The sequence below is a fragment of the Elizabethkingia bruuniana genome (assembly GCF_002024805.1).
In the GTDB taxonomy this organism is placed as follows: domain Bacteria; phylum Bacteroidota; class Bacteroidia; order Flavobacteriales; family Weeksellaceae; genus Elizabethkingia; species Elizabethkingia bruuniana.
Genome location: NZ_CP014337.1, coordinates 138,984 through 157,498 on the forward strand (window position 1 = coordinate 138,984; position 18,515 = coordinate 157,498).

Annotated in this window: 19 protein-coding genes; all 19 read left to right on the forward strand. The window is 30.8% G+C overall.

Annotated features, from left to right (window positions below; all coding sequences use genetic code 11):
• Positions 1-15: 15 nt before the first annotated feature.
• The 19 genes from AYC65_RS00660 to AYC65_RS00750 all read left to right on the forward strand — a co-directional run bounded on the left by AYC65_RS00660 (position 16) and on the right by AYC65_RS00750 (position 18,515).
• Complete coding sequence (locus AYC65_RS00660; RefSeq protein WP_059333921.1) at positions 16-714, forward strand: WbqC family protein; 699 nt, start codon at positions 16-18, stop codon at positions 712-714.
• Positions 715-716: 2 nt separating this feature from the next.
• A complete protein-coding gene (gene purN / locus AYC65_RS00665; RefSeq protein ID WP_052114664.1) occupies positions 717-1,385 on the forward strand; it encodes a phosphoribosylglycinamide formyltransferase in 669 nt (222 codons plus the stop codon).
• Positions 1,382-2,527 carry a dTDP-4-amino-4,6-dideoxygalactose transaminase gene (gene rffA, locus AYC65_RS00670; RefSeq protein WP_034869294.1) on the forward strand — a complete coding sequence of 382 codons (1,146 nt, stop codon included), beginning with the start codon at positions 1,382-1,384 and terminating at the stop codon, positions 2,525-2,527. Before purN ends, rffA begins: the two co-directional genes overlap by 4 nt.
• A gap of 133 nt (positions 2,528-2,660) precedes the next feature.
• The gene (locus tag AYC65_RS00675) at positions 2,661-3,272 is read left to right on the forward strand and encodes an acyltransferase (protein ID WP_108721292.1); all 612 of its coding nucleotides are present in this window, start codon (positions 2,661-2,663) and stop codon (positions 3,270-3,272) included.
• 29 nt (positions 3,273-3,301) lie between these two features.
• Entirely contained in the window at positions 3,302-4,138 is an 837-nt protein-coding gene (locus tag AYC65_RS00680) for a glycosyltransferase (protein ID WP_034869291.1), read from the forward strand.
• The gene (locus AYC65_RS00685) at positions 4,131-5,066 is read left to right on the forward strand and encodes a glycosyltransferase family 2 protein (protein WP_059333920.1); all 936 of its coding nucleotides are present in this window, start codon (positions 4,131-4,133) and stop codon (positions 5,064-5,066) included. The genes AYC65_RS00680 and AYC65_RS00685 overlap by 8 nt, the downstream gene beginning before the upstream one ends.
• 43 nt (positions 5,067-5,109) lie before the next feature.
• Positions 5,110-6,099, forward strand: coding sequence for a glycosyltransferase family 2 protein (locus AYC65_RS00690; protein ID WP_034869287.1), 990 nt, complete (start codon positions 5,110-5,112; stop codon positions 6,097-6,099).
• A gap of 14 nt (positions 6,100-6,113) precedes the next feature.
• Positions 6,114-7,037, forward strand: a complete 924-nt coding sequence (locus AYC65_RS00695; protein ID WP_034869286.1) for a glycosyltransferase family 8 protein — start codon at positions 6,114-6,116, stop codon at positions 7,035-7,037.
• Entirely contained in the window at positions 7,038-8,030 is a 993-nt protein-coding gene (locus AYC65_RS00700) for a glycosyltransferase family 2 protein (RefSeq protein ID WP_034869285.1), read from the forward strand.
• Positions 8,031-8,037: 7 nt separating this feature from the next.
• Positions 8,038-9,066, forward strand: a complete 1,029-nt coding sequence (locus AYC65_RS00705; protein ID WP_052114662.1) for a glycosyltransferase family 2 protein — start codon at positions 8,038-8,040, stop codon at positions 9,064-9,066.
• An 11-nt stretch (positions 9,067-9,077) separates the two neighbouring features.
• The gene (locus AYC65_RS00710) at positions 9,078-10,364 is read left to right on the forward strand and encodes a hypothetical protein (RefSeq protein ID WP_068801184.1); all 1,287 of its coding nucleotides are present in this window, start codon (positions 9,078-9,080) and stop codon (positions 10,362-10,364) included.
• On the forward strand, positions 10,361-11,482 hold the full coding sequence (locus AYC65_RS00715; RefSeq protein ID WP_034869282.1) for a glycosyltransferase family 4 protein: 1,122 nt from the start codon (positions 10,361-10,363) through the stop codon (positions 11,480-11,482). Before AYC65_RS00710 ends, AYC65_RS00715 begins: the two co-directional genes overlap by 4 nt.
• Positions 11,483-11,495: 13 nt before the next feature.
• Positions 11,496-12,632, forward strand: a complete 1,137-nt coding sequence (locus AYC65_RS00720) for a glycosyltransferase family 4 protein (protein WP_034869280.1) — start codon at positions 11,496-11,498, stop codon at positions 12,630-12,632.
• On the forward strand, positions 12,629-13,744 hold the full coding sequence (locus AYC65_RS00725) for a glycosyltransferase family 4 protein (protein WP_034869278.1): 1,116 nt from the start codon (positions 12,629-12,631) through the stop codon (positions 13,742-13,744). The genes AYC65_RS00720 and AYC65_RS00725 overlap by 4 nt, the downstream gene beginning before the upstream one ends.
• 19 nt (positions 13,745-13,763) lie before the next feature.
• Positions 13,764-14,879 (forward strand): glycosyltransferase, encoded by a 1,116-nt coding sequence (locus tag AYC65_RS00730; RefSeq protein ID WP_059333925.1) that lies wholly within the window; start codon positions 13,764-13,766, stop codon positions 14,877-14,879.
• Between the two features lie 195 nt (positions 14,880-15,074).
• A complete protein-coding gene (locus tag AYC65_RS00735; protein ID WP_034869276.1) occupies positions 15,075-15,515 on the forward strand; it encodes a S24 family peptidase in 441 nt (146 codons plus the stop codon).
• Between the two features lie 4 nt (positions 15,516-15,519).
• On the forward strand, positions 15,520-15,789 hold the full coding sequence (locus AYC65_RS00740) for a PqqD family protein (RefSeq protein WP_034869273.1): 270 nt from the start codon (positions 15,520-15,522) through the stop codon (positions 15,787-15,789).
• 5 nt (positions 15,790-15,794) lie between these two features.
• The gene (locus tag AYC65_RS00745; RefSeq protein ID WP_034869271.1) at positions 15,795-16,886 is read left to right on the forward strand and encodes a nucleotidyltransferase domain-containing protein; all 1,092 of its coding nucleotides are present in this window, start codon (positions 15,795-15,797) and stop codon (positions 16,884-16,886) included.
• Positions 16,887-16,892: 6 nt separating this feature from the next.
• Positions 16,893-18,515, forward strand: a complete 1,623-nt coding sequence (locus tag AYC65_RS00750; protein WP_034869269.1) for an ABC transporter ATP-binding protein — start codon at positions 16,893-16,895, stop codon at positions 18,513-18,515.

An 18,515-nucleotide genomic window follows, 5' to 3' on the forward strand; every position in this document is an offset into this window, starting at 1 on the left:
ATAAAAAATAACTTTATGAAAGTTGCAATTTCTCAATCAAACTATATTCCATGGAGGGGCTATTTTGATATGATATCCTCTGTGGACTATTTTATTTTATATGATAGTGTTCAGTATACAAAAGGAGATTGGAGAAATCGAAATGTTATTAAAACAGCTCAAGGAGGGGAATGGATTACTATTCCTGTTGAAAATTATTCATTAACACAACTAATAGATGAAACTTGTATAAGCAGAATTAAAAATAAATGGAATATAAAACATTTAAAGATATTAAAACAGAACTATTCAAAATCGAAGTATTTCAAAAGTGTTTTCCCTTGGTTAGAGGATATTTATTTAAATAAAATAAATGGACTAAGTAAACTAACAGATATTAATGAAATTTTGATAAAAGAAATTTGTGATTATTTAAATATAAAAACGAAAATTTTAAGAGACCGAGATTTACTTATTGAAGGTGATCGAAATTCTAAATTAATAAATATATGTAAACAACTTGATGCTAACGTCTATTTATCAGGACCTGCCGCTAAAATATATGTAGACGAGGAATTGTTTTCAAGGAATGGGATAGAAGTAGAATGGATGAATTACAACGGATATAAAGAGTACAATCAATTATACGGAGCATTTTTACCAAGTGTAACTATTCTTGATTTATTATTTAATATGGGAGAGTGTTCAAAAGAATTTTTTTCAATAAAAGACTAATAATGAGAATTGTTTTTTTAGTTTCAGGAGGCGGGGGGACACTTATATTTATAAGTGAAATGATTAGATTACTAAAATTGCCAATAAAAATTGTAGCAGTTATAGGTGATAGAGATTGTAATGCTTTAAATTATGCCCAGGAAAATAGTATATTCTCAGATATAATTAGATATAATAGAGAAAATAACATTGATTTAAAAAATAAACTTTTAGAAATAGATCCCGATATTATTGTGACAAATTTTCATAAAGTGATTGATGCTGAAATTGTAAATTTATTTCAGCCAAAATTAATAAACTTACATTACTCTCTATTGCCGAGTTTTGGAGGTCTTATCGGAATGAAAACCGTAGAGGCAGCTAAAAAAAGAAATTCAAAACTTATTGGAACCACGACACATCTTGTTGATGAGATTGTAGACAATGGTAAAATTTTAGCTCAAAGTTGTATTTCAGTTGATTGGGAAAAAGATAATCAAATAGAAGATTTAATCTTTAAATCAGGATGTTTATGTCTATTGAATACTCTATTGCTAAGCTATGGGATACCTGAAAAAGGAGTATATTCTATAACATTAAATGATAAAGACATAATATTTTCACCATCATTAAGTTTTGATACATCGAAACTTAATGATGAATTTTGGAACAAAATAAAACAATTAGCATGATACCATTTAACAAACCTTTTATTATAGGTGATGAATTAAAATATATCCAAGAAGCAGTACAAAGTGGAAAGATTTCCGGTGATGGTATTTTTACTAAAAAGTGTCAGGAATATTTTGAGAAAAAATATAATTTCCCTAAAGTACTGATGACAACGTCTTGTACTGATGCATTAGAAATGGCCGCTATTCTGTGTGATATTAAGCCCGGAGATGAAGTAATAGTACCGAGTTATACATTTGTTTCATCGGCGAATGCATTTGCGCTTAGGGGAGCAAAAATTGTTTTTGTAGATTCTTGTCATGACCATCCAAATATAGACCCTTTAGAAATTGAAAAACATATAACTCCAAAAACTAAAGTAATTGTACCAGTACATTATGCGGGAGTAGCATGTGATATGGAAACAATTATGAAGTTAGCTAACCAATATAAGTTATATGTTGTAGAGGATGCTGCACAAGCAATAGACAGTTATTATACTTTTTCAGATGGTACAAAAAAAGCTTTGGGTGCTATAGGTCATTTTGCTGCTTTTTCATTTCATGAAACTAAAAATATTATTGCAGGAGAAGGGGGAATGTTAGTTATTAATGATGAAAAATATTTTGATCGTGCAGAAATTATAAGAGAAAAAGGAACAAATCGTTCTGCATTCTTCCGTGGTGAGGTCAATAAATATGGCTGGGTCGACCTTGGTTCATCATTTCTACCATCTGAAATTATTTCTGCATTTTTATATGCACAAATTGAGAATATAGATAAAATACAAAGAAAGAGAGTGACAATATGGAATGTTTATAATGATGGATTGAGGCAATTAGCAGAAAAAGGTTATATCCAATTACCAAAAATATTTGATTATGCAACTAATAATGCTCATATGTTTTATATTGTTTGTCGTGATCTAGAAGAAAGGACAAAATTAATACAATACATGAAATCAAAAGATATTCATCCTGTATTTCATTATTTAAGTTTGAATAAAAGTGACTTTTTTTTAGCGAATAATCCACAGATAGATATCCCCAATTCTGATCATTTCACAGATTGCTTATTAAGATTACCATTTTATTATGAACTTAGTACTACAGATCAAGATATGATAATTTCTACAATGTTTGATTTTTATAAAATAAACTAATTTATACTGTATTATAAGTAGTATAATTAATGAATCATTTATATCATGATTTTAAAGAATTATTTTTTCAGGATGGCTATAAATATATTGATAAAATATTGTATAATTATATAATCTGTAATAAAAAACAAAGATGATTTTTGATTTGAAATATAGTGTGAAAAAAATTCTATATAAGATTGTTAATACATCAATTAAATACTCTCGTCAAGTAGAGCTAAATATCATTATTAATAAGCTGAAAAGAAGAGGAGAGAATATAAGATTGGAGTTACCTATAAAATATTACGGATTGGAGTATGTAAGTATAGGTGATAATTTTTCTGCATTAGACAACTTTAGAATTGAAGCAATAAATGCTTATGAAAATGAAGTTTATACTCCAGAAATAATTATCGGTAATAATGTTATAATCCAACAATTTTGTCATATAGGTGCGATTAACAGAGTCGTCATTGAAGATAATGTTTTAATAGCGAGCAGAGTCTTTATTACAGATCATTTTCATGGAAATACAAATAATCTATCTGATTTTAAACTTCCTCCAATAAAAAGAAAATTGTATAGTAAAGGAGATGTTATAATCAAAAAGAATGTATGGATTGGTGAGGGAGTTGTGATTCTACCTGGAGTTGTTATAGGCGAAAATGCTATTATTGGAAGTAACTCTGTAATAACAAAAGATATTCCTGCGAATACAATAGTTGGAGGAGTTCCTGCTAGGATAATAAAACAACTAATATAAATATAATTTATTGAAAATATTTAATTATTATGATTTCTATCATTGTGTCTTCATATAATCAAGAGTATTTTAATCAGTTTTCAAAAAATATTTCTGAAACTATAGGGATAGAGTATGAAATTATTCAAATCTGGAATCCTGGAGTAATGGGAATATGTGAAGCATACAATTCTGGTGCAAAAAAAGCGATATACCCCTATCTGATTTTTTGTCATGAAGATGTAAAGTATCATACTAATTCATGGGGAGATATTATAATTAATCATTTTAAAAAATTGTCAAATCCCGGAGTATTAGGAGTTGCCGGAGGTACCTATATTCCAACTGTACCCTCAGGTTGGTACACCAACGAAGCAAATGCTATGATCAATATATATCAACATGAAAGATCAGGTATGAAGAATATGATTAAAACTTTTGATTCCCTTACTAAAGAAGTTAAGATAGTTGACGGTGTTTTTCTAGCAATTAAGAAAGACATATTCAATCTGTATAAATTTGCAAACGATAATGGAGGATTCCACGGATACGATACAGAATTATGCATAAGACTTTTGGGGAAGTATAAAAATTATGTATTGGGAGATATTATATTAGAGCATTTTTCACCAGGTAACCCTAATATAGAATGGTTTAAAAAAAATATAGAAATTCGGAAGAAATATAATAATATAATTAGTGATGAAATTGATTATGAAGCAGAATATGGTGCCTATAGTCTTTTTATAGAAGATAATTATAAGTATAATGGAATTAGTATAAAATCATTATTGATAAGTTTACATTTTTTTCCATATTTTAAATTAAAGGGACTAATGAATATTCGCATATTAAAACAATTGATAAAACCATTGATTAATGCATAAACTAGCTATAGTTATTCCTTATTATAAGATAGACTATTTTGAGGAAACACTAAAGTCTGTTGCTGGGCAAACAGATAAGAATTTTATGCTTTATATAGGTAATGATAAGAGTGTAAATAATCCATTACCTCTCATAGAAAAATACTTGTTGGAAGATCAGTATCAATACTTTGATTACCAAGAAAACTATGGTGGTAAAAATCTGCTACTTCAATGGGAAAGAATTTTAAAAAATGTTAATGAGGAATGGTTTCAAATTTTGGGAGATGATGATTTTATAAGCCAAGATTTTGTTGAAGAGTTTTCTAAACACTATAAAAACATAGCATCGGAAATTAATGTTGTTAAAGTGAAAAATATAACATGTGATGCAGAAGGAAGTCGTCTGACAAACGAAAGCTATTATGAACATTTAGCTTCAGGTACCTATAATATGCTTAATGTATTACTCCATAAATTTAGGGGGCATACAAACAGTAGTCTTAGTGAACATATATTTCGCACTAAGAAATACAGAGAGATAGGATTCAAACATTACCCTCTTGCATGGCATTCTGATGATATGTTTCTTTTGCAAATGAGTAATCTTAAAAATTTTTATTTTATCAACAGTACATGCGTTTATATAAGAATTTTTTCAGAGAGTATTACTGGTGGGAGTCATTATTCAGATTTGAAACGAAAAGCATCTGAACTTTTTTTTAGGGATTTTTCTTCGTACATGAATATCGAAAATATTCCCTGGCATTATAAAAGGATATTTTTGAAAAGTCTTAGAAAGGAAAAAGAAAATTTAGGAATGGAAAATTTGAAATATATTTATTATGAAAATGGTTTTCGAGGGAGGCTATATTATAAAGTATACAGATTGAAACTCTTTTGTAAGTGTTTATTGCCCCAAGGGGTAATATCAAAGATTCAAGGTTAAAAAATATAAAATAGACACATGTCTAATAAATAATTTATATAAGATGAATAATCCGTTTGTCTCCGTTATAGTACCCATTTACAATGTGCAAGAGTATATTGTAAAATGTGTTAATTCTTTATTAGAGCAAACATGTGAAAACATGGAATATATTTTTGTAGATGATTATAGTACAGATAATAGTTTTAAGATTCTTTCGGAAATAGTCTCACGAAGTGAAGTCGCTAAATACAAGATACAACTTATTCGTCATAAACAAAATAAAGGAGTGGCAACAGCTAGGAATACAGGCTTGTCTTTAGCCAAAGGTAAGTATATCGCATCTATAGATCCGGATGATTGGATTGATCCTGATATGCTGAAACAAATGTATAATCTGGCCGAAGATAGAAACGCTGATATTGTCTGGTGTGATTATTATAATGAATATAAAGATCGTCATGATTATATTAGCCAGAAATGTGAAGAAACTCCATTGGCTGGGCTTGAGGGAATGTTTACAAGTAGGATGCTCGGAGGGATGTGTAATAAATTAATTTTAAGAGATTTATTTATAAGGCATCAGATAAGATTTCCAGATGGCTTGAATATATGTGAAGATTTAAGAGTATGTGTTCAGCTTTTTTATTATGCTGAAAGGGTAGCTCATATTGAAAAAGCATTTTATCATTATGTCAAATACCGTCAAGATTCAATTAGTGTAAGTCATATCACTACACCAAAATTAAATATTGAATGGATGGAAAATATAAAAGGTATTGAAAATTTTATTGAAGAAAAGGGATTGGCAGAAATGAGAGAAAATATTGCATTTTTGAAGCTGGTGTCAAAACAGAATCTGTTGCTTAGTGGTAATAGTATAAATGATTTTATACTATGGAAAAATGTGTTTCCGGAGTCTAATGCATATATTGTAAAGCTTAATCTTTTATTCCGTCATAGAATAATTACATGGGCTATAATGCGGAATGTATGGATAATTCCCAGATTATGGATACAGGCAAAGCGTATAAGGCATAATATTTTTAGTTAGTTGATTGTATTGAAATGAATAAAATTCCAATAGCTTTTTGTTTTGATGATAATTTGGTTATGCAGGCAGGTGTTTGTATAACCTCTTTGCTTGAAAATGCAAAAAAAGATACCTTTTATGATATTTTTGTGATTCATGATGATAATGTTAAATTTCCTTATAGTGGTTTTTTGGATAAGTTGATGTTTCAATATTCTAATTGTAATATTACTTATCGGAGCGTAGGGGATATATTTAAGGATGCATTTCAGATTAGAGGTATTACTGTTGCAACTTATTATAGGTTATTAATACCACAATTGATTCCTGAATATGGTAAAATTATGTATCATGATGTTGATATAATTTTTAGAGATGATCTGACAGATATCTTTATCAATACTGATCTGAATGATGTATATGTAGCTGGTGTAGCTACTCCTTATTCTGATCTCGAAGAATATATGAAAAAGGTTATAGGAGTAGAGCCATGTCAGTATATAGCAGCCGGAAATATTATTTTGAATTCTGAAAAAATATTAGAAGATGGTTTGGTTTCTAAATTTATAGAGGTTTCAAAAAAAGAATGGGTTTTTCAGGATATGGATGTTATTAATATTGTTTGTAAAGGAAAAATAAAATATATGCCCCCTTCTTTTTGTATTGTTGGGACAACTTCAGAAATATTAAGTGATGTAAGTCAACCATATTTTTCAAAAGAAGTAGCCGAATATGCACTGAAATATGGAATCGTTCATTACAACGGAGCTAAACCCTGGAACACGTGGTGTCTTAACTTCGATATATGGTGGGAGTATTACAGAAGATCTATTTATTTCGATCCTAAATTTTATTATGATTTTTATTATAATAAATTAGATGAATATGATCGCCTTTCCTTATGGAAAAGAATAAAAATATTGATTCGTTACTTTAAGAACGGGAAGAAAAAATTATAAATGGAAGCAAGATTTAAGATTTCTGTAATCATACCTGTTTATAATGCAGAGAAGTATATCGAAAAATGTGCAAATAGTTTATTTAGACAAACATTGCTTGATACTGAGTTTATTTTTATTAATGATTGTAGTTCAGATAATAGTCTGGATTTACTTCATAATATTTTGGAAAAATATCCAGACTGTAAAAAAAGGGTCAGGATATATAATAATGAAAATAATATTGGGGCTGCATCTTCAAGAAATAAAGGCCTATCAGTCTCAGAAGGGAAATACATTACATTTTGTGACTCAGATGATTGGTTGGAAAATGATGCGTATGAGAAACTTTACTTAGAGGCTATAAAATATGATTCGGATATTATATGGAGTGACTTTTATGTTACAGGTGATGGTAAAGAAACATATAGTAGTCAAAATTATGGTGAAGATAATATTTCTTGTATACGGGCTTTATTAGAAGAAAAAATGCACGGAGCATTATGGAACAAAATGTTTAAATGCACCTTTCTTTTGAAGCATGATATCCGTTTTAATGCAGGAGCTGACCTGTGGGAAGATTTATATTTTTCTGTTCAGGCTTTTGGGGCTGCAATGAAGATTAATTATATAAAAAGTGCTTTTTATCATTACAATATTTGTAATATACAATCTGTCAGCTCAAGGGATTTTATGAGAAATATGAGTGATGCTGTAATAAATACAGAAGCTATTGTTTCTTTTCTAATACAAAAAGAATGGTATAGTGAAATTAACCACTCTGTAAATCTTTTAAAATTGGCATCTAAAAGATTTATTCTTTTTTCTTTGAATATTAATGATTTCAAAAGGTGGAATCAAATTTTTCCTGAAGCCAATGAGTATATATTTTCATTTGCTTATCTACCCTTTCATTTAAGAGTATTAGGTTGGTGTGCATCTAAAGAATATTTTGGAATAATAAAAAGCTGGATTTTTATCAAGAAAATAAAAGTGAAAGCTCTGAAAAAGTAATATAATCATGAGTATAATACCATCCATATATAATGACATTATCATAACGAATACACCTTTAGTATCTGTTATTATTCCTGTTTTTAAAGTAGCATCTCATGTGGAGAAGTGCACCCGTTCTTTAATGGAACAAAGTTACAATAATATTGAATATATATTTGTAAATGATGCTACTCCAGATAATAGTATTGATATAGTTAAAAATATTGTTGAAAGCTACCCTGAAAAAAAGAATAAGGTTAGAATCATTTCTCATAGAGAAAATAAAGGATTACCCACAGCACGTAATACAGGATTAAATGTTGCGGAGGGAGAGTATATTTTTCATTGTGACAGTGATGATTGGATTGATATAGACATGATTGAAGTACTTATCCAAAGAGCTATCATGGAAAAATCAGATATTGTATATTGTGATTATTATTTATCTTTTAATAAAAATGAACGTTATATGAAGCAACCTATATGTTCTACGATAGAAGAAGCTATTCGTAAAATACTAAGTGGGCAAATGAAGTTTAATGTTTGGAATAAGCTCATCAAGAGAAGTCTGTATTTAGATAACCAGATTACATTTCCAGATGGAAGAAGTATGGGAGAGGATATGACAATAATTAAGCTATTTATAAAAGCAAAAAACATCTCATATATACAGAAGGCTTTTTATCACTATATGCAAACAAACCCGAATGCTTATACAAAGCAAGTGTCTGTACCACAGCTAGAGCAAATTCATCAGAATACAGATGACATTATTCATTATATAAAAGAAGAAGGGAAAATTGATTGTTATAAAAATGAAATACAATATTTTAAACTGAACGTTAAGCTTCCATTACTAATTGGATCAGATTATAATATGTATGATTTATGGAGAAATTGGTATCCTGAAGCTAATGCTTATATCAGAAAAAATCCAGATTTCTCATTGCGTATTCAACTATTACAATATGCAGCATTAAAGAAACAGGATTGGGTTATTAAAATGTATAATTTACTATTCACAAAAATTGTGTATGGTTTTATTTATCGATAAGAATATTTTTTATGATAATACAGCAAACAGAGGAAAATAGAATTTCAGTCATTTATTATATATTGACAGGGATTATTGTAAGTTGTTACTTTTTTCCCTTTGAATTTACTTTTTTGCCTAGGGGAATAAATACTAAGATTATGCTTGCCGTAATAGGTTTGCTTTGTGGAGTTATAACCAGTATCCAGAAAGACAAAATTGAAATCAATAAAGAATTAATTCCCGCAATATTACTTGCGATTTTGTTCAGTATAATAGGTTTTATTTCTGTAGATATTAATCACACAGATGATTATACTTATGCTTCTTACATTAGTTCTTTCTCAGTTTGGCTTTTTGGTGCTTATGCTACATATAGATTCATTCGGTATATTCATGGATATGTTGATTTTCGACTGATAATGAATTATTTAATTGCTGTTTGTGTTATACAATGTATTCTTGCGCTTCTAATAGATAATGTATTATTCGTAAAAACTTTTGTGGATAATTATATTTCACAGGCTACAGTGGCAGATGTTAAATTTTTAAATGAGGCAAAGAGGCTATATGGGATTGGAGCTGCTGTTGATGTGGCAGGAACAAGGTTTTCTATTATTCTGATTGGCTTAGTTGCAGTAATGGCAAGGGTAAGTGCTGAAGGAAGAGGTAATACTGTTGTTTATTGGGCTGCTTTTGTTATCATTGGGGTTGTTGGGAATATGATTTCCAGAACTACAACAATAGGAATGGTACTAGCGTTAGTTTACTTATTTTTGAATTCTAAATTGATAACTAGTGAAATTTCGTTTAATAAGCTGAAATTCTGGAGAAGTATTCTTATTGTGAGTTTTCTTCTGATTTTGGTGACTGTATTTTTTTATAATACATATGGAGAAATACGAGAACAGCTTCGTTTTGGTTTTGAAGGTTTTTTTAATTGGGTAGAAGAAGGAGAATGGAAAACAGATTCAACAGACAAACTCAATACTGAAATGTGGATATGGCCAAATCAAAATGATTTAAAGACATGGATAATTGGGAGAGCTGTTTTTGCAGACTGGCATATTATAGGAACAGATATTGGGTATTGTCGTTTCATTTTTTATAACGGACTTTTAGGGTTAATCACTTTTTCTTTATTTTTTGTGTATAATGCATGGGCGTGTACTCGAAAATTTCCAGCCTATACTTTCTTTTTTATTATGTTATTGGGGCTTTCATTTATTATCTGGCTTAAAGTGGCAACAGATCTTTTTATTATCTATGCCTTGTTTTATTGTTTAGATAATGAAGAAAAAAATAAATACCTGAAATGAAGATAGTTTACTGTATAAATAATACATGGTATGCAGGTGGTATGACCAGAGTATTGACTAATAAAGCCAATTCCTTAGCAGAAGAAGGGCATGATGTATATATTATTACTACAGAACAACTGGAATATAAACCTCATTATCCACTGTCTGATAGGGTTCATCAAATTGATTTGAATTTTAATTATTTTCAGTATGACCAAAAATCTTTTCCTATAAGACTTATGGGTTTTATAAAGAATATTTTAGGGCATAGAAAGAAATTGTCTGAAATTCTGAAAGAATTGAGACCGGATATTGTGATTTCTATGTTTACGAAAGATGTTTATATTATACCAGGTATAAAAGACGGAAGCAAAAAAATATTAGAAATCCATACATCTAGATATACATGGTTGCTCGCAAGAGCTGAGAGAGGAATTATTGGAAGATTTCAAAATTGGTTAGATCAGTATGTTATAAGAAAGTATGATAGATTTGTTATTTTAACTAATGAGGATAAAGCCCATTGGAATGGAGTATCTAATCTGGAAGTAATACCAAATGCGAATAGTTTTGAACCGGAAGAGTCATCTACACTAACAAATAGAGTTGTTGTAGCTGTTGGGCGTTATTTTGATAGTAAAAAATTTGATGACCTGATCCGAGCATGGGAAATTATAAATAGAAAATTTCCTGAGTGGAAATTAAATATTATAGGAGACGGACCCATGAAGGGCGCTCTTCAGAAACAAATTCAAAATTCAGGATTAACAGAAGTTATTTCTTTAAAACCTACTACTCCACTTATAATGCAGGAATACCTTAATAGTTCTATTGTTGTATTGCCTTCTCTTTTTGAAGGCTTGCCAATGGTATTACTGGAGGGACAAGCCTGTGGAGTGCCATTGGTGGCTTACGAATGTAAATGTGGACCAAAAGATATTATTGTGGATGGAGAAAATGGATTTCTGGTAGAAATAGGAAATGTCGAAATGCTGGCTGATAGAATTCTTAGGCTTATTGAGAATGATGATTTAAGATTCGAGATGGGAAAGAAAGCAAAGTTGTACTCAAAAAGATTTTCTGAAGAAATTGTTATGAAAAAATGGAATGACCTTTTTCAAAAAATAAGTAAATAAATTAATAATATTTATGAAGGTAGTATATAATATTTTAGGAACATTTAATTCCGGAGGGATGGAACGTGTTCTTGCCAATAAGGCAAACTATCTTGTCAACTCTGGTTATGATATTACTATTATTACTACGGACCAAAAGGGGAGGAGTGCCTACTTTGAAATGAATCCGAAGATTAAGTATATAGATTTGGATATAAATTATCGTGATGATATTGATAAAGGAGTTTATAAAAAAAGTCTGTCCTACCTTTTAAAGCAAAAAAAACATAAACAAAGACTAGAAGGGATATTGTATGATCTGAAGGCAGATGTTGTTATTTCTATGTTTGATCATGATGTTTCTTTTGTACATGATATAAAAGACGGTAGTAAAAAAATTGTTGAGATTCACTTTTCACGATTCAAACGTCTTCAGTATGGACGCAAAGGTATATGGAAAATTATAGATAAAATAAGAAGTAATAATGATTATAAATTGGTACAAAAATATGACCGTTTTGTAGTGTTAACAAATGAAGATAAAGGTTATTGGGGAAATATGCCCAATATAGAAGTTATTCCTAATGCTAATAGTTTTACTTCATCAGAACAATCTTCTTTAAGCTACAAAAGAGTTATAGCGGTAGGACGTTATGATTATCAGAAGGGATTTGACGAATTAATAAAAATGTGGGAAAGAATACATGTGAAAAATCCTGAATGGAGATTAGATATTTTTGGAGATGGCCCATTAAAAGAAGAATTACAATGTTTAATTAAAAAAATGAACCTTTCAGAAACAATAAACTTATACCCCTCTACAAAAAAAATTAAAGAAGAGTATCTGAAAAGTTCAATTATGGTACTGACTTCACGATATGAAGGTCTAGGTATGGTTCTTTTAGAAGCCCAGACTTGTGGTTTACCTCTGGTAGCTTATGCATGTAAGTGTGGGCCAAAAGATATTATTCAGGATGGTATAAATGGTTATCTGGTACCAGAAAGAGATTCTCAAATGATGGTGGAAAAAATATTAAATCTTATTGGAAATTATGAACTAAGAAAAGAGATGGGGCATATGGGGAAAAAATTCTCGGAAAATTTCTCCGAGAATAGGATTATGAAAAAGTGGGTTAATCTCTTCAATGAAGTAACAAAAGAAAATCAATGAAGACGATAGTAGTATCAGCTATAAACTTAAATGTAGGAGGAACTCTTACTATACTGAGGGATTGCTTAAGCTTTCTTTCAGAATTTTCTATAGAAAAGAATTATAGAGTGATTGCTATTGTTCACAAAAAAGAACTGGCAGACTTTCCCAATATTGAATATATTGAAAATCAATGGCCCAAAAAAAGATGGATAAATCGGTTATGGTACGAATATGTCAGTATGAAAAAGATATCCAAAGAACTGGCTCCCGTGGATTTGTGGCTATCATTGCATGATACAACACCTAATGTATTTGCTAAAAAGCAGGCTGTGTATTGTCATAATCCATTTCCATTTTATGAATGGAGGTGGCGGGAATGCTTATTCGCTCCCAAAATAGTACTGTTATCTTTATTCTCAAAGTTTATTTATAAAAAGAATATTAATAAAAATACTTTTGTTATTGTTCAGCAACAATGGCTGAAAGATGAGTTTAAAAAATTGTTTAAACTGAAATCGGATAAGATAATTGTGGCATTACCTAATTCTCCAAAGAATGAAGATATGGATGGTAGTCTTAAAAAAAATACTGATTCTGTTTATGAATTTATATATGCAGCTTCACCAAATAGCCATAAAAATTTTGAATGTCTTTGTCATGCTACTAAAATTTTGGAAAATGAGGGAATTAATAATTTTAAAGTTAATATAACACTTTCCGGAAATGAGAATAAATATGCAATCTGGCTTTATAAGAGATATGGTAAAATTGTGAAATCTATAGAGTGGATTGGTTTTCAAAATAGAAAATCTCTTTTTCGGCAATATGAAAGATGTGATTGTCTGGTTTTTCCTTCTAAAATAGAAACTTGGGGGCTGCCTATTTCGGAATTCTCAGAATTTAATAAACCAATGTTACTGGCAGATCTTTCTTATGCTCAGGAAACAGCTGCAGGAAGCCAGCAGGTTGCTTTTTTTAATCCAAATGATCCTAAAGAGTTAGCTGGGCGAATGAAATTGTTAATACAGGGAGATACTTCATCTTTGAATATAATACCTAAGAAAGTTCTGGAAGAACCAGTAACTCATTCTTGGGGTGGATTGTTTCAAACACTTTTATTTGGAGCTTAATATGAGAAATAATAATCAAATGAAAATATTACAGCTTGGAAAGTTTTATCCTATTCGGGGAGGAGTGGAGAAAGTGATGTATGATCTGATGTTAGGGCTTTCTGGGGAAAGAGTGTATTGTGATATGCTTTGTGCATCTACAGAGGATTATCCTGCAGGTATAATTAACATCAATCCATATGCTAAATTAATTATAGAGGCTACAAAAGTAAAGTTAGCAGCAACAATGTTGGCACCAAGTTTAATTGTTAAACTACGCAAAATTGTAAAGGATTATGATATTATTCACATTCATCATCCTGATCCAATGGCTAGCTTAGCATTGTTTCTTTCAGACTATAAGGGAAAGGTGATACTTCACTGGCATAGTGATATACTGAAACAAAAGACATTATTAAAGCTGTATGAGCCATTGCAAAATTGGTTAATCAAAAGAGCGGACAGAATTGTGGGGACAACTCCCATATATGTTAAAGAATCTCCTTTTTTGAACAAGGTTCAACATAAAATAGATTATATCCCGATTGGTGTGGAGCCTTTATTAGCCGATAAAGGAAAAGCCGAGAAATTAAAAGAAAAATATAAAAATAAGCATATAATATTTTCGCTAGGCAGACTTGTAGAGTATAAAGGATATGAATACCTTATTAGAGCAGCTCAGTATCTGGATGAAAATTATCAAATTATAATAGGAGGAAAAGGACCATTAATGGAGTCTCTTACAAATCTTATTGCAGAATTGGGAGTTCAGGATAGAGTAACACTATTAGGGTTTGTAGAAGATGAAGATATTTCGAGTTATTTCGAAGTATGTGATATGTTCTGTTTGAGTTCTATATGGAAGACCGAAGCTTTTGCAATCGTGCAAATTGAAGCTATGTCTTGTGGAAAACCTATAGTTTGTGCACATATACCGGCTTCAGGAGTTAGTTGGGTAAACAAAGATGAAGTTTCTGGTTTAGTAGTTGAAGCAGAAAATGAAGTAGCATTAGCGGATGCGATTAAACGTATAAGTACAGATGCAAATCTTCAGAAGAAATTGTCAGAGGGGAGTAAAAATCGTTATGAAGAATATTTTACCCGAAAAAAAATGACAGAGAAGTGCTTGGATATTTATAAAGATGTATTAAAATAAGTGCTTATAAATTGATAAATATTTACAAAATATAATAATTGTATTAAATGTAATAAATATAAATTATTATTGAATTATTTTTTTAATTTTAGGAAAATTTTGTTTTTTAGTTACGGAATAGTGATGCCTTTTATAGGTTTATATTAAATTGTATATTTGATCGAGATATGATTCAGTTTTTAGTATATAGTAGGTATGGAGAAAAAGATCCTGAGTAAGAGGATAATTCCTAATGATCTTTTTTTTGAACAGGTAAAAGAAAGATTAGATGCCGGTCAGAAAGTGAAAATTCCTGTAGCTGGAAGAAGTATGGAACCATTTTTGCAAAACGGGGATTTGGTAGTGCTGAAGAGATTTGAGGAGAATGATTTAGTGAACGGAAAAATTGTATTAGCATATTTTAATAATGCTTATGTATTGCACCGGATTGTCAGAATCAAAGAAAATACTGTTACACTTGCTGGTGATGGTAATATACAACAGGTAGAAATAATCACAGATAAAGATATACTGGCAGTTGTAATCCAGGCATACCGGGGAGAAAAAGAATTAAGTATTAATACATTACTAGGACAAATTTGGTACAAGTTACGTGTAATCAGAGCTGTATATAGTAAAATATTCGGAATAAAATAAAAATATGAAATTAAGGGAGGATTTAATGTTGCGACATTTAGGTGATGAATATGTTATAATCGATCCGGAACAGGATATGATAGATATGTCTAAAGTATATACTTTGAATGAAACAGCTGCTTTTTTATGGAAAGAATTACAGGGAAAAGAATTCAATGTTGAGACTGTGACAGAAGTATTGTTAGCTTATTATAATGTGGACTATGCAATAGCAGAAAAGGATGCTCAAAGGCTTGTACAGGATTTTGAAAAACAAGGATTACTAACGGATTAATAATTATGTTAGAGGATAAAGTTTCTAAGGCTTTCTTCGCGCTTTTGCGTGCAGGACTCTGGAATAGATCTATAGATGCTATAGATTGTTTCCCATTGTCTAAAGCCGACTGGGATACATTATTCCGTATTTCTATACAACAAACAGTAGAAGGCATTGTGTTCGACGGGATACAAATGTTGAGTTCAGATCTTCTTCCACCTCGTGAAATGCATATTAAATGGTTAGTAAGGGTAGAGAAGATTGAACAAAGAAACCGATGGATGAATGATATTCTTGCCGAACAGGTTGCTTTTTTTTCTAAAGAAAGCATACAGCCAATATTGTTAAAAGGACAAGGGTTGGCTATTTGTTATGAGAATCCGGGCAGAAGAGTTTGTGGAGATATAGATTGGTATTTTCAAACAACTGATGAGTTTTATAAAGCTGATAGATTGCTTGCAAAATACGGTATTGTAACAGAAGCAACAGCTGGTTATAGTAGTTTTTATTTATGGAGAGACTGCGAAATAGATCATCATCAGAAGTTATTTGATATACATAATCCATTCTTATTAGGCTATTTGAAACATTTACAGCAACATGAAAAAAAACGTAGTGTAAGAATTAGTATACAGAAAGAAGAGATAGTACTCCCGTCTCCTTTGCTACAGATGCTGCAAGTAAACGCACATATCCTGAAGCATCTATTGTCATTCGGAATAGGAATAAGACAATTATGTGACGCTGCAAGGTTATATAAAACATATCGTAATCAGGTTGATGGTAATGTTCTGAAAGTAGTTTATACAAAACTGAAAATTATAAAATGGATTGAATTATTACATGAAGTTTTGGTGAAATATATAGGTCTGTCTGAAGAAAATTTACCTTTCCCGTCCAAACGACAGCAATCTGCAGATTGGATGATGGAAGAAATATGGAAATCTGGAAATTTTGGATTTCATGACGAAAGATATCAAAACGAAAATTCTGGAAAAAGAGAAGGAACCAAGAGAAGGCTATGGAGTAGCTTTATAAAATATGTTCCTTATGCACCAATGGAAGCACTAAGCTTTCCTTTAGTGCATTTTTATTCAGGGTTAGTAAAAAAATAAAATTTATTGAATACAAATTTATCATATCAATTAAAATGGGCATGGCTTCTTGCTAAAAATAGTCGTGGAGAGCTATTGCTGTATTTTATATTAGAATTGGCAGCGATTGCATTTTCATTATTATTTGTATTCTGGTCGAAAAAAGCTGTTGATTTTGCAGTAGATGGTAGTACATCCGATTTACAAAAAGCTTTAATCTTATCTGTCTGCAGTGTAATTATAGCTCTTCTGATGAGAAGTTACTCGGGATGGTTAAATGAAAAAACGAGAATGAAGATGATGATTTCTCTGCAGAATACTTTAATTAAATCCCAAATGTTGTCGACTTGGAAGGTTGGCAAGCACTGGCATACAGGAGACGTACAGGTGAGAATTAATAATGACTGTCAGGAAATTGTACAAATGGTAGGCTTCTCTTCAGTCTCATTTATACTAACTACAATAAGGCTTTTGGCTTCTTTTGGCTTCTTATGGTTAATGGATCCAATGCTGGCTATTTTAATTGTGGCAATATCTCCGTTATTCCTCTTTTCAAAAATATATTTTAAAAAGCTAAGAACATTAAACAGAGAGTTAAAAACTGCAGAAAGTAAATTTGGAAATGTAGTACAGGAGAATCTGCGATTTAGGATGTCTATAAGGGCATTGGGAGTGCAGTTTGCACGTTGGCAAAAAGTTGAAAAAAGCCAAGGTGATATATATGATTTAAAAGTCAGACTGTTGAATTTTTCAACCGTATCCCAAGGAATAATGAAGCTGACTATTAATGCCGGATTCTTATTAACATTTGGTTGGGGAGTATATCGTTTGCATGCATCCGAAATTTCATTTGGAACGATGACCGCATTTTTACAATTAGTAGGCCGTATTCAGGCTCCAATATTACTGATGATGGGATTTGTGCCATTATTTATTCGTTTCAGAACAGCTGTTGACAGAGTACAGGAGTTACAATTGGTGGAAGTAGAAGAAGAAGTAGAACAGGAATATATTACTGAGCCTCAGAATATAGAAATTAATCAATTGAGTTTCCGTTATGATGATAAATTGGTCATAAAAGATCTTAATGCTAAATTCATCGCAGGAAACCCTTCAGCAGTAATAGGATCTAGTGGGAAAGGTAAAACAACACTCATAAGGTTATTGCTGGCACTAATAAAACCAGATAAAGGAGAAGTATTTATTAATACCGATGCGGAGCATCTACCTTTATCCAATAAGCATCGTATTAATATAGCATATGTACCGCAAGGCGATAAATTGTTTAGTGGAAGTATAAAAGAAAACTTACAGTTAGGAGAGCAAGAAGTTTCAGACAGTAAACTTAGAGAAGTTTTATATCTGGCATGCGCTGAATTTGTATATGATTTGCCGGATGGATTAGATACAATTGTAGGAGAATCGGGTTATGGACTTTCTGAAGGACAGGCACAACGTATTGCTGTAGCACGAGCACTAATGCGGGACTGTAATATTTGGCTTTTTGATGAAGTGACATCTGCTCTTGATCCTGATACAGGAGGAAAGTTAATAGAACGTCTATTGGAAGCCGGAAAAAATAAAATATTAGTATTTGTAACACATGATATGAAGTTGGCAGGAAAATGTCAACAGACTATTTATATATAA